Origin of the sequence: Pedobacter xixiisoli (assembly GCF_900215335.1) — a bacterium.
In the GTDB taxonomy this organism is placed as follows: Bacteria; Bacteroidota; Bacteroidia; order Sphingobacteriales; family Sphingobacteriaceae; genus Pedobacter; species Pedobacter xixiisoli.
The window spans coordinates 153,886-168,795 of the sequence record NZ_OCMT01000004.1 but is presented as its reverse complement, the minus strand read 5'-3'; the positions used below and the strand labels follow the sequence as shown (position 1 = coordinate 168,795).

The 14,910-nt window shown below is 37.5% G+C and carries 12 protein-coding genes; 2 read left to right on the top strand and 10 right to left on the bottom strand.

All coding sequences use genetic code 11. From position 1 onward, the window contains the following. Positions 1-88 precede the first annotated feature (88 nt). Together CRO54_RS16815 and CRO54_RS16810 are read left to right on the top strand one after the other, a co-directional pair. A complete protein-coding gene (locus CRO54_RS16815) occupies positions 89-3,277 on the top strand; it encodes a S41 family peptidase (RefSeq protein WP_097133253.1) in 3,189 nt (1,062 codons plus the stop codon). A gap of 72 nt (positions 3,278-3,349) precedes the next feature. Then, a complete protein-coding gene (locus CRO54_RS16810; RefSeq protein ID WP_097133252.1) occupies positions 3,350-4,897 on the top strand; it encodes a rhomboid family intramembrane serine protease in 1,548 nt (515 codons plus the stop codon). Here the strand turns inward: CRO54_RS16810 and CRO54_RS16805 are convergent. From CRO54_RS16805 to CRO54_RS16760, 10 genes are all read right to left on the bottom strand, one after another. After that, positions 4,894-5,799, bottom strand: coding sequence for a glycosyltransferase (locus tag CRO54_RS16805; RefSeq protein WP_097133251.1), 906 nt, complete (start codon positions 5,797-5,799; stop codon positions 4,894-4,896). The two genes, CRO54_RS16810 and CRO54_RS16805, sit on opposite strands and share 4 nt — an antisense overlap. A 106-nt stretch (positions 5,800-5,905) precedes the next feature. Next, positions 5,906-6,553, bottom strand: coding sequence for a class I SAM-dependent methyltransferase (locus tag CRO54_RS16800; protein ID WP_097133250.1), 648 nt, complete (start codon positions 6,551-6,553; stop codon positions 5,906-5,908). Next, positions 6,550-7,881: a flippase gene (locus CRO54_RS16795; RefSeq protein ID WP_097133249.1), complete on the bottom strand. Its 1,332-nt coding sequence runs from the start codon at positions 7,879-7,881 to the stop codon at positions 6,550-6,552. The genes CRO54_RS16800 and CRO54_RS16795 overlap by 4 nt, the downstream gene beginning before the upstream one ends. A gap of 26 nt (positions 7,882-7,907) precedes the next feature. Further along, positions 7,908-8,312 (bottom strand): hypothetical protein, encoded by a 405-nt coding sequence (locus CRO54_RS16790; RefSeq protein ID WP_097133248.1) that lies wholly within the window; start codon positions 8,310-8,312, stop codon positions 7,908-7,910. A 40-nt stretch (positions 8,313-8,352) separates the two neighbouring features. Further along, positions 8,353-8,868, bottom strand: a complete 516-nt coding sequence (locus CRO54_RS16785) for a DinB family protein (RefSeq protein ID WP_097133247.1) — start codon at positions 8,866-8,868, stop codon at positions 8,353-8,355. Positions 8,869-8,912: 44 nt separating this feature from the next. Continuing rightward, the gene (locus CRO54_RS16780) at positions 8,913-9,602 is read right to left on the bottom strand and encodes a YjjG family noncanonical pyrimidine nucleotidase (RefSeq protein WP_097133246.1); all 690 of its coding nucleotides are present in this window, start codon (positions 9,600-9,602) and stop codon (positions 8,913-8,915) included. A gap of 30 nt (positions 9,603-9,632) precedes the next feature. Beyond that, positions 9,633-9,950, bottom strand: coding sequence for a low molecular weight protein tyrosine phosphatase family protein (locus CRO54_RS16775; RefSeq protein WP_097133245.1), 318 nt, complete (start codon positions 9,948-9,950; stop codon positions 9,633-9,635). A gap of 9 nt (positions 9,951-9,959) precedes the next feature. Next, complete coding sequence (gene upp / locus CRO54_RS16770; RefSeq protein WP_097133244.1) at positions 9,960-10,604, bottom strand: uracil phosphoribosyltransferase; 645 nt, start codon at positions 10,602-10,604, stop codon at positions 9,960-9,962. A gap of 65 nt (positions 10,605-10,669) precedes the next feature. After that, on the bottom strand, positions 10,670-11,983 hold the full coding sequence (locus tag CRO54_RS16765; RefSeq protein ID WP_097133243.1) for a polysaccharide deacetylase family protein: 1,314 nt from the start codon (positions 11,981-11,983) through the stop codon (positions 10,670-10,672). Between the two features lie 74 nt (positions 11,984-12,057). Then, on the bottom strand, positions 12,058-14,862 hold the full coding sequence (locus CRO54_RS16760) for a ligand-binding sensor domain-containing protein (RefSeq protein WP_171047960.1): 2,805 nt from the start codon (positions 14,860-14,862) through the stop codon (positions 12,058-12,060). Positions 14,863-14,910 lie beyond the last annotated feature (48 nt).

The following is a 14,910-nucleotide window of genomic DNA, read 5'->3' as shown; positions in this document are numbered from 1 at the left end:
CCATTAAGAATTTAAGAAACATCAAGTGGAAAAGTAGCATAACTAACCTTAATTACTTAATGGTAAAAAATTAAACTTATTATTAAAAATGAAGAATAAAAATCTGTTTAACAAGCTCGTTTTTGCATTTTTGGCCATTCCTTTTTTTGCAAACGCTCAAAATCAAACCTATTTTGCTAGTTACCCAGCATTATCTCCAGATGCACAGACTGTAGTTTTTAGTTACGATGGAGACATCTGGAAAGTGCCTGTAAAAGGTGGTTTAGCATCTAGAATTACGGCTATGCAGGGCGAAGAAATCAATCCGAAAATATCTCCAGATGGCAAATGGTTGGCTTTTTCATCAAATCAGTATGGTAATTTTGATGTGTATCTAATGCCTATGGCGGGAGGCGAAATTAAGCAGCTAACTTTTAATGATGGAACCGATGAAGTAGACAATTGGAGCTGGGATTCAAAAACGATTTATTTCACTTCGAGCCGCTACAATAACTATTCGAGTTACAAAGTAGGTGTTAACGGTGGTACTGCGTTGCGCTTGTTCGATAACTATTTCAATACCACGCACAACATTGCCGAAGCTCCGGATGGCAGTTTGTTTTTTAATGATACTTGGGAAAGTAGAAACTTCGCCAATCGTAAGCATTATAAAGGTGCTTTTAACCCAGATATTCAGTCATACAATCCGAAAACTAAAGCTTACAAGCGTTACACCGAATATTTAGGTAAGGATTTTTGGACCAGTATTGACCAAAAAGGAAATATCTATTTCGTATCTGATGAAGGAAATGAGGAGTATAACCTTTATACTTTTATCAATGGGAAAAAAACAGCGCTAACCAAATTCGATACTTCAATCAAGCGCCCGTTTGTGGCAGCTAATGGCAATACAATTGTTTTTGAGAAAGACTACCAGTTGTTTGTGTACGATGTAGCGACCAAGAAAGCAGAAAAAATCAACATCAGTTCTTTCAGAAACCAAGTGTTGACTAAGGAACAGGAATATGAAGTAAAAGCGAATATTTCCAACTTCGATGTATCGCCCGATGGGAAGAAAATGGCTTTCATTTCTAGGGGCGAATTATTTGTCAGTGACGTAGAAGGGAAATTCATCCGCCAGATTAATAACAGTGTAAGAGCGTCTGAACGAGCTTTGGAACTGAAATGGTTGGCAGATAATAAAACTATTCTTTTTAACCAAACCGTTGATGGCTACCAAAACTGGTTTACGATTGTGGGCGATGGAAAATCTGTTGCCAAACAACTGACCAAAGACAAAGCAAACAACCGTGATATGGCTTTTAATAAGACCAAAACACAAGCGGTTTATTTGAGTGGCAGAAACGAGTTGCGTGTAATGGATTTGAAGACTTTCCAAAGTAAAACTGTGGTAAAGGACGAGTTTTGGGCTATTCAAAATTCTTCACCAAGCTTTTCGCCAAATGACCAATATCTGCTTTTTACCGCTTTCCGAAATTTTGAGCAAGATATTCTTGTGCATAATATCAAGTCAAATCAAACCATCAATCTAACCAATACAGGTGTAACGGAAGCTAATCCGATTTGGTCGCCAGATGGAAAATACATTTATTTTACCAGTGCTCGCACCAAACCATCTTATCCTTTCGGGATGCAAGATGCACACGTATATCGAATGGCACTAGACCATTACGATACGCCATATAGAGCAGATAAATTTGACGAACTGTTTAAGGAAAATCCGCCAGTAGCACCTAAGGAAACTGTACCTGCAAAAGATGCGAAGAAATCTGTAGATACCGCAAAAAAGAAGACTGAAACGAAATCTGCGCCTAAGTTAATTACGATTAATACGCAACGTATTTTGGATAGGGTAGAATTGGTTAGTCCGGCCTTTGGTACACAATATTTAACTGATGTTTTGGCCAAAGGGGATAAAACTTATGTATTTTATGCTTCAACACATGAAGGTGTGCCAGCAAGTACTTACAGAACCGTTATCGAGCCTTTAGAAAACAACAAAACAGAAAAAGTAGCCGCTGGGAATTTTGGAATTGTAGAAGCTTCGGGTAAGCATTTTCTATTGTCGAGAGGTGTGGTAAATAAGTACAACATCGATATGAACAAGGTTGATGCTTTAGACTTTAGCTACAAATTCAGTAAGAACCTCAATGCAGAATTTAACCAAATGTTCTATGAAACTTGGGTGGGTTTAGACGAGAATTTCTACGATGACGATTTTCACGGGGTGGATTGGGAGAAAATGAAAACTCGCTATGCGGCTTATTTACTTTATGTAAACAACCGTGCCGACTTGCGCATTTTATTGAATGATATGCTGGGCGAACTGAATTCGTCGCACATGGGCTTTAACAGCTTTGGTGCTGAAGAACGTAAAAGCATGAACTACGTTACCAACGAAACGGGCATAATCTTCAACAATGAACAACCTTATCAAGTGGATAGAGTGGTGGAGAGAAGTAGTGCTGTTTTATTGGGAGATAAAATTGCCATTGGTGATGTTTTGACTCATGTAAACGGGGTAAAAATAGATCCATCGGTAGATAGAGATTATTATTTCAGCAAACCATCTTTAGATAAAGAAATGACTTTAACTTTTCTACGTAATGGTAAAGCTATAAATGTGAATATCCATCCTCAAACATCAGCTACGCTAAAAATGAATTTGTATGATGAATGGATTGCCAATAACCGTAAAAATGTAGATGATTGGGGAAAAAATCGCATTGCTTATTCCTACATGAAAAATATGAGCACTGGCGAGCTGCAAACTTTCTTGTTAGATATGGTAGAGCAGGAAAATAACAAGGATGCCATTATTTTGGATTTGCGTTACAACACTGGCGGAAATGTACACGATGAGGTACTGAAATTTTTATCACAACGTCCGTATTTGCAATGGAAATACCGTGGTGGAAAGTTAACGCCACAAAGTAATTTTGGGCCTGCGGTGAAGCCTATTGTATTGTTGATTAACGAGCAATCTTTAAGTGATGCGGAGATGACTGCCGCTGGATTTAAGCACTTAAAACTAGGTAAAATTATCGGAACAGAAACTTACCGTTGGATTATCTTCACCTCGGCAAAAGGCTTGGTTGATGGTTCTTCGTACCGCCTACCATCTTGGGGCTGCTACACCATGGACGGAAAGAATTTAGAGAAGGAAGGTGTGGCGCCAGATATTTTCGTGAAAAATACATTTGAAGATAGGTTGATAGGTAAGGACCCTCAATTAGAGCGTGCTGTTGCCGAAATAATGAAAGATTTGAAGCAATAATTCGGTAAAACAACTTACGAAGTTTTTGTAAACTTCGTAAGTTTGTATTAAATCTATTCTAATTAACGCCTTATGAGTATCAGTTGGGGATATTCTCCTAAAACAGAAAAATTTATCCCGTTATCAGATTTTCCTGCAGATAAATACCTAATTATTGTTAGACAAGCTATTGAAAATTTAGGCTGGAAACTGAGCCATGTTTCTGAGTCTGGAATTATTGCTTACACCCCACTTTCTTTTCAATCTTATAGCGAAGAAATATCGGTACGGATACAAGCCAATTTTGCGGTGGTAAAAAGTGAATGTGTAGGTATTCAGTTGCTTTTTAACGATTACGGAAAGAACGACGCTAATCTAGAAAAGCTATTCCACGAATTTGAGTATGTGCAATACCATTTACAAGAACACTGGGACGAGCAAGTAAAGGCTTTCCGCAAATATGTGTCGTTGCAAGATGATGATTATTTTGAAAAAGCGCCGTTAGCAGCAAAGAATAAAATCAAGAATATTTTTAACCTTTTATTACCTACAAAAGGTTATACGGTTACACCAATCTTGCTGATTATTAACATACTTTTTTTTGTCGGCTGGATTTTGCTGCTAATTGCTACTCCAATTTTTGCTGCTTTTCAAAAATTAAGTCCCGAGGTAATGGCAGAAACCATGCGAAATGTTCATCTCATTGGTTCCATTAATAGAAAACTGGTTTTAGAGGGGGATTATTGGCGTTTAATTACTTATCAGTTTATGCATGCTTCATTGAGACATTTGTTCTTCAATATGTATGCTTTTGTCTATTTAGGTTTAATGATTGAGAATAAAATTGGCTGGAAGAACTTCTTGCTGGTTTATATCCTAAGTGGAATTTGTGGCGGATTGAATAGTATTGCTTTTCATGAAAACATTTACACGGTTGGAGCCTCTGGAGCCATTATGGGGCTTTTTGGGTCGATGATGGCCTTGCTGATTAATCAGTTTTTTGAAAAAAACGCTAACAAAGCTTTGTTAGTAAGTACTGGTTTTGTTTTAGCACTGATGTTGGTTAATGGTAGCATTACACCAATGGTTGATAATGCTTGCCATTTGGGAGGTTTGGTTTCGGGATTTGTCATTACATATTTACTCATTTTCGACCATCAATGGGGTTTGAAGAAGGTATCATCAACTTTAAAATACGCCAACATTTTGTTTCTTTTTGGCGTATTTAATTATGCAATTTTTGCGTTAACACCTGTTTATCAACATGAAGAATTTGCAAAGCTGAAATCGGAATTTGATAATAATATTGGAAATTTCAATGAGGTTTTAGGGTTAAAGACAAGTTACTCCAAAGCAGATAAAGAGCAGTTTGTTCTTGAGCATGGGATTAAACCGAGCAAGGCCAACTTACAAGTGACTAAGAAAATGGCTATGTTGAGACTTAATAAGCAAAATACTTTGGAAAAAAACTTGAAAACAAAATTGGCTCAAGAAACCTTCGAAGCTGCGGAATTACTTTTGAAAGACGTGAGGTCTGGTCATCAGTATAAAAATGAGGTGACAGCAAAAATTAACAATCTTATTGAGATGCAGGCGAAATTTAGAGATAGCTTAGGGTACAAATCGCAATGGCTTAATTAATGAAGTATTTTCTCATTAATGTATCTTTTAATTCTAGCCCAAAGGGTTCCCTTTCTGTGTGCTAAAAAGTGCCTGATAGCAAGATAAGCCTGTGGATGTTCCTTAATCTCTTTCGGAAACTGTTTGATAGGTTTAGGGTTGATGATCACATTGTAGATGTCGTTAATGCCAGAATGTACACCAGTACCGTCATGACCAATATTGTTCACTAGAGATTGCGAAGGATTTAACGTTAAACCGCCTTTAAGAAAAACAGAAGCATACCAGCGAATTGCCCAAGAGTTGTTTTTGCCATTCTTAAATTCCTTTACCTGTTTCCAAAAGTTCATTTTTCCTTCAATAGAAAACTCATGGATTTTTCGCGAATCAAATTGTGCAATTAACTTATCGATATTTGGCTCGAAATATTGCCATGAACTTTGCCAAGTAGCCCAACCCCAGCTGCTCGCTGCTCTGTAAAAAAAGCTTTCTGGTAAACTTTCCGAGTTTTCTAAGTGATACATGTAAGCACCAATATGCATCACCTTTTCTTCCTCTCGATAGAGGTTTAAAGCTTCGTTGAAATAAGTTAGGGTATGAGGAGATGAAATCAAATCGTCTTCGAAAACAATGACTTGCCCATAAGTTTGGTTAAGTTGTGTAACACCTTCAATAACCGAATTGGCTAAACCTTTATTGGTTTTGCTCTCAATTACTTTTACAGATTTAAAGCCATCAACCGTACTGATAAATCTTCGGACTTCATTGACCTTTTCTTCGTCTGCACTTGTTTTTGCTCCATCTGAAAATATGTACAAACGGCTATCGGCTGCGAGCAAATTCTGTTTTAAAAATTTAAGCGTACGCTCGGTATGCTGCGGACGGTTATAGACAAATAAAGCTATCGGAGCAAGGTTTTGCATGGTCAGAAAATAACGTTGTTTCGTAATAAAAACAATGTAAAACCGATAAGTTTTATTTAAGATAAAATTTTCCTTAGTGAAACTTACGGCTTTGGAATACGATTAATTAGATATCCAGACAATTTTCTTTTCTATAAAAAACAGAAGTAGCCTTGTTATAAAATAAACCTGGAGAAATTCCAGAAAACAAAAGCTCTTTAAAACCTTGGTTCTTCAAAAATACCCTAGCTTCTTCATATTGTTTACGCTCCGAATCATCTAAAACTAATACGCCCCTATCAGATAAAGCATCTACGCTGTGTTTGCAACAGTTTACCCTGTCTCTGCCATCTACAATAATTACGTCGAATTTTTCGTTCAACAATTTTGCTTTCTGGCTGTATTCGCCATTGGTTTCTAGCATAGTGAAAATCATTTCAGCATTTGGTGCTTTTTCGTTCACTATTTTTTTGTACCAAGCCTCATCGTGTTCTACAGAAACCACTTTTCGAACATTTTTTGCATAGAATAACGTTGAGTTGCCTGAGCCATACTCGAAAATGCTCAAGTCTTTATGTAATCTATCTTTAATAAAATCGATGAAAGAATAAGTGACCCAAGGAATGGGCTGATTGTTCGCGTCTACTGCTTGGTGATTATCAAAAGCGGTAAACCAACCAATTGAAGATAAATAGCCTTTATGACCGTATGATAATAGCGCAGCCAAACGCTTAGGTTTAGCTAGCAATGTTGCTAATGCTTTAAGTTTGCTCAACGTTTAATGATTTTTTGAAATACTGTGACCAAAAATAATGATTTTAACATCATCAATCCTTGTTTATGCGTTTTTGGAATGAGAATAATGAGGAAGGTGGCTACAAAATAGGCTGCTAAAGTTGCAACGGCAGCGCCCATGATACCATATTTTGGTATTAGATAAATGTTTAACGCAATATTTACTATTGCGCCAACTGCAGTTCTCATTAAAGAAATTTTTGTGTAACCCTCTGCAATAAGATACTGACCGCTAGCAGAACCTAAAAAAACAAAAATACCCGCCCAAATATGTACTGAAAGTACGTGGGCACCGCTCCAAAATTCCTCCTTATAAATTATCCTGTAAGCCAATGGCGATATAAATGTAGTGATAATGGCAATGCTTAAACTCATCCATACCATTAAATCGTACATGTTTTGCAACCTTTTTTGATATCTAGCTGGATCATCCCTTTTGGCATTCATAATTGCTGGAAACACGGATGTGACAATGGCTACAGGAATAAAGTACCAGCTTTCACTTAATTGCACAACCGTAGAATAAACGCCCAATTGTCCTGAGCCAAGAAAACTATCTACCATTAGCTGGTCTATTTTCATGTATAATGAAACCAAAATAGCCGAGAAAGCTAAAGGCCAAGAGTTGGAGAGTAGGTGTTTAGCAACATTTTTATCATATTTCCAATTAGATAAGCCTCCTACTTTTTTTTGATAGAAATAAAGATATCCAAATGCCAAAATAACCGTGTCAAAAAAAATAGCCCAAATAAACCAGAATAACTCTGCATGCGTTAATATGAGCAGCAATTTGATAGCCGCCGAAAAGATGTTTCCAAATACTTGCGTAAAGGTTACGTATTTAGCTTGTACAGTTGCTTGGAAATAGCTATCGGTAATGTAGAAAGCCTGTGTAACACCGCTTAATCCAATTATTAAGATATAATGTAATGGCGTTTGTGTGGCAGTAAAAAAATGCTGATTGATAAGGTATCCAATATAAATTAACGGCATTGCTGTTAATCCGCCGATTAGCTTTAACCTAAACGATGTCCCTAAAAGTTCATTTTTCTTCTCAGGATGTTTCAATAATTCTCGTGTGGTAAAGCCATCTAAACCTAAAGCAGCTGCAGCAATAAAAAAAGCTACAAAAGCTTGAGGATAGTTTAGCAAGCCATTTTGATCTCTTCCAAGATAGTTGGCGATGGCAAAACCTACTAAAACTTTGATAAGTAAACTACCTACTCGAGCAAGTATTAACCAGCCAGTATTCTTAAAATACTTTTGCAGGGCATCTTGGTCAAAACCTTTAATATGAGGTAGCTTCATTTATATAGGGGAGTAATCGAGATTTGTTAAGTTAATGGCGCTCCAACTGGAATTTCGCATTTATGCCCAGGTTGTCCGTGAGCCGGATTTAATTTTTGACCGCTTGAAGGTTGCTGTGCTACAGGTTGTTGTGTTGTATGTTGCGATGCGCTCGGAGTGGTTACTATAGGAGTAGTTGCTGGCCGCGGACTGCTGACATTTTGTTTTAGTGGTGCGCCTACCGGTACCGCACAATCATGTCCTGGTTGTCCATGTGCTGGGTTATTTAATAAGGCACTAGAATTACTTTGTTGTTCGGTAGTTGCCACAGGAACAGTTTGTGCAGCAGGCAATTGATTCGGTGCTGGAGTTTGAGTTGTTTCAGTATTGGTGCTTTTGCTGTTACAGGCAGATAAGCTAATGATCGCAAGTGCGTAAACAAGTCTTTTCATAATCAATTATTTTTGGCAATATCGGTATAATTTTGCGCTACTACTTAAAACTATTTTCGATACGTTTTAATTGTTTGTAGTGATGATTGAGGTGAATTTCGATAAAACGTAGCCACTGCTCGGTATTTAGGTAACCAATTACAGGATGTTTTACCTTCATCCTCGGGTCTGCATCTTTCATTTTCGGATAAGTTTGTGCTAACTGTAACTCAAAATCTGTAATGAACTGTTGCGCCGCTGCGATGCTGATTTTCTTAACTCTAACTGCAATTTTTGAAGGAGCTTTGTATTTTCTTCCAGGCGGAAGTGAGCCAAAAAACAAAATCACTTTTACTACAAACGCAGTGGGCTTTACTTTCCCCTCCCCGTTAATACAGTTATTTAAAGCCATTAAAGAAAGCAAGCTCGAATCGAAAATGTGAGCATATACCTCGCTATAACTCCAACCTCCAATTGGCGGTTCTGTTTGGAAATTTTCTGAGTCAAAGCCTTCTAGTTTTTGTCTATAAGCCTCTGCCGTTTTCAAAACAGATTGATATATCTTTTCGATGTTCATAGACGAATGTAACGTCTATATCAGTAAAATCGTTTAAAAATCTACTAAAAATGATTTAGTAATTCTTCTAAATGATGGATTTGTTCATTCACATCATCGGGCTTGTTGGCTTTCAGTGGATTAAAGAAAATAGCCCTCATCCCAAAATTTTGTGCGCCATAAATGTCGGCTTCTAAGCTATCTCCGATCATAATGCTCTCCTGTTTTTGAGCTTGTGCCAAATTTAGCGCATATTCGAAAATGGCTTTGTCGGGTTTGTTTACGCCAACATCCTCAGAAATTACTACGTTTTTAAAGTAAGGGTTTAGATTAGAAACTGTCATTTTTGTAACTACAGCTTCTTTAAAACCATTGGAAATGATATGTAGGTGATATTTAGTTTGTAAGTAGGCCAACACTTTTTCTGCACCATCAAATAGGTTTGTTTTTGTTGGGCCCATAGCAACGTAATCTGATTCGAAATTAGCTGGAATTACTTCTGGCTGTAATCCTAAATCAAGAAAAGTTTTACGGAAACGCTCTTGTCGCAAAGCTTCTTTTGTAATTTTTCCCACATGATATTGCGCCCAAAGCTGATGATTGTTAACGGTATAGGTTGCTATGAAATTCTCCGCAGAAGTTAAGCCCAGTTCCTTAAGTTGATGAACTTCGTAAAGCTCCATTAAAGTTTCGTGGGCATTACGGTCAAAATCCCAAATGGTATGGTCGAGGTCGAAGAAAATGTGTTTAATCATGCATCGAAATTTGAAATGCAAAGGTAAGAATTATAAATAAGGAGCTACTTTGGTCTGAAGTTCTTCTATCAGTTCCTCATCCATGTACTGATATTCATCTGGAATATTTAAAACGATGATTTTTTGCCTATCCAAGTTATGATCAAATCTTTGTTCGAGGAGTTGACGATGTTTTTTCTCCATTACAAAAATCAATTCTGCCCAGTCAATATGTTTTTGGTTAATTTTTATTCTAGCAGATGGAGATGTCCCAGCAGATTTTGCAAAAATAAACTCATGGTTCTTATAAATAGTTTCCGCCGTAGGGCTTCGCCATTCATTTCTACTGCAAACGAAAAGTATATTCATTTAAACCAATTATTGTTTTACTCCGTAAGCCAAATCGCCAGCGTCTCCTAAGCCAGGCACAATGTAACTTTTGCTGGTCATTTCGGCATCAATAGCACCTAACCATAAATCTGCTTTTGGGAGGTTTGCCCTTACATGTGCAACGCCTTCTGCACTGGCAATTGCCGATACAATATGAAGTTTTTCGATTTTATAAGTATTAATGAGTTCCTTTGCACAAAGTACAATACTTAAACCTGTCGCCAACATCGGGTCTGCTAAAATAACTGTCTTTCCTTCCAAATCTGGAGCAGAGATATGTTCCATTTGTATCACGAAGTCTCCGTTCTTTTTTGCTTTGCGGTAAGCAGTAATAAAAGCAGATTCCGCTTGGTCGAAAACACTTAACAAACCTTGGTGCATGGGTAAACCTGCTCTTAAAATGGTAGCTAAAACGGGTTGTTGTTCCAAAACAGAACTGGTTGCAATACCGAGCGGCGTTTGCGTTTCAATTTCTTTGTATTTTAAAGTTTTGCTAATCTCATAAGCGAAAAAAGCCCCTATACGTTCCATGTTCTTGCGGAAACGCATAGCATCTTTCTGAATTTGCTCGTCTCTTATTTCGGCAATAAAAGTTCGGGCAATAGAGTTGTTTTTGCTTAGGTCGTATATCATCTTATAAATTTACGAATTATGATTCTTATAAAGTTGGAGCATTGCCCATTGCCTAATGAAAACTGTTAACTGAAAATCGAAAGTGCCATCATTTGTTCATAAACCTCTTTCCAGCCTTTCCAATTCCCAGTTTCCGAAATACTCTCGTTATGCCATAAGCTGTGAAATGTGCCATCAACCATTTTTACACTTTCAACGAGTTCGTTAATGAGCATTGTAGCTTGATTGGGCTGTAATTTTAGGTATTTGAGTAAAGTGGCATCCATTACAGCAAAAGGGTGTACTTTTAAGTGTGATTGTTTTTCGAGCTGTAAATCGTACCAAAAAAATGGCGTACAAGTTCCTGCTCTAAAACCAACCTGCGAAGCATAACCCATCGTGTAATCGTGGTTAATTCCTGCTTTAATTAACTGAAGGTAAGTTTTAGGTAAATGCAGCTTAAGATAGTGTTGTCTCGAAATATCAATGTTTTTATCTAGCAAAGTATCAAGTAGCGCTTTTTCTTCCCTTAGCTTAATTGTATTGTTATTGGATGCGTAAGATGGATGTATACCAATTTTAGCGATCTTCTCGGTATCCCTAATTAGCGTTTTTAGCAATTCGTCGTTAGGGTGGATGTTCACATCGTGTGCTGTATCGCCTTTGTGCGAAAGCAAGAAAAAGAAAATAGGAGTTAAGCCATACTTTTCATGTATCTGATGCAAAAAAGCATAGGTATCGAAAGGGTCCTTCCTCTTGCCTAAACCAGTGTTGATGATGTTACTTAATCGCTCGGTATCGGCTTTGGCTATTGCCCTAATTAAACGGGCTGTGTTTTTAATTATGCCGCTAGATTTGAAATGGTAAGCCCTGTCGATATCAATAGTAGGGATAAACTCAAATTTCCTACTGCCAAAATGGAGATTGGGTAATTTGCTGTGCAATAAGTTTTTTAAAATAATACTCCATTGGTCGATAACGGGAGTTTTTAGCAAGCCAAGCTCATACTGTAGGCTCGCTTCTGCCGGAAACCTTAAATGCTCATCCGCGGTGTAAGGTAAGTACTCTTCATATCTGCTGATGAAATAAAAAGAAGCTGCAAAAATATCGAAAGGTAACACGCTGCTTTCAACCGCAAAAGGAACTCTTTCAGTTCCGAAATCAGTGAAAGCGATATCTTGTTTTTCGATGTTGTTTTTGCTCAATAGGCCGTGAGCTTTAAAGAATAGCTCGCTACCCAGCGAATTTTCTGCATAACTAAACTTGGGGCCTGCGTATTCCTTAAACTGGTTGGCAACGCTGGTGAAATCGAAATCACAACGTAATACCTCTCTAAAAACAAAGTTGAAGATGTATTTGATACGAGGGGTAACCTGAGGACTAAAAACGAGCAGTTGCATATTCACTAAGTTAATGAATTAAGCACTTTAAAATGAAAAGGTTTGCGAAAATTCTAATGATTTTCTAATTCTATTTACACCGCATTAAAAAACTCGAACAAATTCACAGCACTCGGAATATTCAATTTTTTTCTTAATCTATACCTGCCAATTTCTACCCCTCTTGGCGATATTTTCATCAGCGTTGCTATTTCCTTGGTAGAAAGGTTCATCTTGAGGTAAGCTGATAAACGCAGCTCGTTACTGGTTATTGATGGGAATTTATCTTTCAAATGCTTAATAAAATCTACGTGAACTTTGTCGAAGTGGACAGAGAATTGCTCCCAACTTTCGTCGGATTTTTCTTCGGCGCTTAGCAACCTAATGATTTTGTTAAAGTCGGCAGTTTGAGAATCATCCTTCAGCTCGTTTTTAAGTTTGAAAAGCTCGTTTTTAATCTTCAACATCATATCTGCCTTTTGTACCAAGTGCATGGTGTTAGAAGCCAGTTCCGAGTTTTTGGTATCAATTTCTAACTCCAACTTTTCATTTTTAAGCTTGATAATTTCCTTTTCAGACTTATCCATCTCCAACTGGTGCATGTATTTGGTATGCTCTTGCTCTCTTTGGAAAGCAATACGTTGGTTCGTGATTTTTCTTTGCTGCCTTTTGTACACTAGGTAAATAATGCCTAAAAAGATTAATCCGTACACCAAATAAGCCACAATGCTTTGGTACCAAGGTGGTAAAATAGTAAACTCGTAGGTGGCCACAGGCGATTCGTTCCCTAGGTTATCCTGAGTTTTTACCATAAAGGTGTAGTGACCTGCTGGCAAGTTGGTGTAGTCTTTTTCGGTTTTCTTGTCTAATGCCGACCACTTTTCATCAAATCCTTTTAGGTAACAACTGTAAAAAGTGTTTTCCTTGTTTCGGTTTACCGTCGATGAATATTCGAAGTGAAAAGAATTCCAGCCGTGCTTAATTTTAGGGATTTCCTTCTGTTCCGCATTTTCATTTACATTGCCAAAGTAACCGCCAAATAATCCAATATCTGATTTTCCAAAAGCCTTAACCAAACTGATGCGCACTTGCTGTTTACCATCATTAGCCAAATATTTTTCGTAGTTGAGATGATAAAACCCTTTTTGTGCACCTATAAATACATTGTTTTTGTCCACACAGTTGATGTGTTCAAAGCCACCTAAAGTTTTACCATTCAGCTCTGGAATGTAAAGCAACTTGTAGGTTTTGCCATTGTATCGTGCCACCCCAAGTTTCTTTTCTTCAATAAACCAGATATTGCCCTGCGCATCTTCCTTAAGGTATCTCACATATTTTTTTTCGAAAATAGGTTCAAAATAACTCGAAATTTCGAAGCGGTCTTTAGTCGTATTATATTCGTAAACGCCCTTTTCGGTACCAACTACAATTCTGTTTTTAACTTGATAAATGTGGTTGTTAAAAGTTGAAGGCAAGCCTTTTTTATCGGTATAAAGTGTTACGCTTTTGGTGCGCATACCTGTTAAGGCAATTTTATACACACCTTTATAAGGATGGGAAACCCAAACGTTGTTCTTGTTATCGGCGACGACAAATCTGGCAGATTCGGTAAAATTATTAATAGTTCCAACTACATTGAACTGATTATTCGCGTAGTTTAAAATAGAAATTCCATTATAGTTGCCAGCTAAAACTGTTGGAGAACTAGCATTTGGTTGATGGTAACTTGAAAAGTTCCAATAACCTTGAGCTGTAGATACAGGCTGGGCTCCTTTTTCTGTGAGTTCAAAAGCCCCTTCATGCCTCCCCAACAATAATTTTCCGTTAACGATGTTCATTCCCCAAGCCTGTCCGTTGGCGTTGGGTACGGTAGCGAAATTGTTCTGCGTAGCACTGATATCTTTTTCCCCAACTAAAGGAAGACTGTAAAAGCCATTCGACAAACCAACAAACAGCTTATTGTTGTAAATCATGGAGGTATGACCAGCTGCGTTGTCAAATATCGCCGGATTGATATGTTTGATCGCGTTATTATTGGCAATAAAACTGATGCCGTCTGCTAGTCCAAGCCAGATGTTATTACTATTATCTTTGAAGAGACCAATAATGGCGTTGTTTTGTAATCCAGAGCTTTTAGAAAGATGGTAAATTAGTTTTCCGTTATTATCCATTAAATAACAGCCATTGTAGAGTGTGGCTATAGCTATGGAATTATGATCTATTCTACGGGCATTGCTGATGTTTAAAATGTTTCCAGCGGCTTTTACAGGCGTTATTTGACCACCTTGTATTGTATGCAGCCCATGCGCAAATGAACTTACAAGAATGGTGTCTTTTCCAAATTGAGAGATGGAACTCACCATAAAATCGTAAGGAACGGAGCCTGTTAAAAGCGGCAACCAGCTATTACCGGAAAGCTTTAATAAACCTTTGTCTTTCTCGTGAGCAATAATGGTATTGTTGGCCATTCCCATATAAAGCCACTTTGTTTTTGTTTGTAAAACAGTGATTTTATCGTTTTGCCATTTAAAGATGTTGTTTTCCGCTCGAAAAAATATGGCACCCCCTAAACTATGTACATTCCATATATCTGCAAAAGAGCGATATTGGCTTGGTATTTTTTCCTTCAGGCTTGTGAAAATTAGCTTTCCATTTTCGTTTGGAGAGAAAAATCCGAAATCGCCTTGACCACCAGCATAGATTTTATTGTCGTTACCAATTTTGATAGACCTTACAATAGTTTTGTTTGGAAGAGGGTATACTTTCCATCTGCTACCATCAAAAGTAAGTACGCCTTCATCATTAGCAAAGTACATCACGCCATTGCGGTCTTGTTGAATATCCCAGTTATGAGTTCCAGCACTATAAGTTGTGTTCTCATAATTTACAATATCGGGCATACCTATTGGATTTTGAGCAAAACCCAAGAAGCTTATCGAAAATAGGAG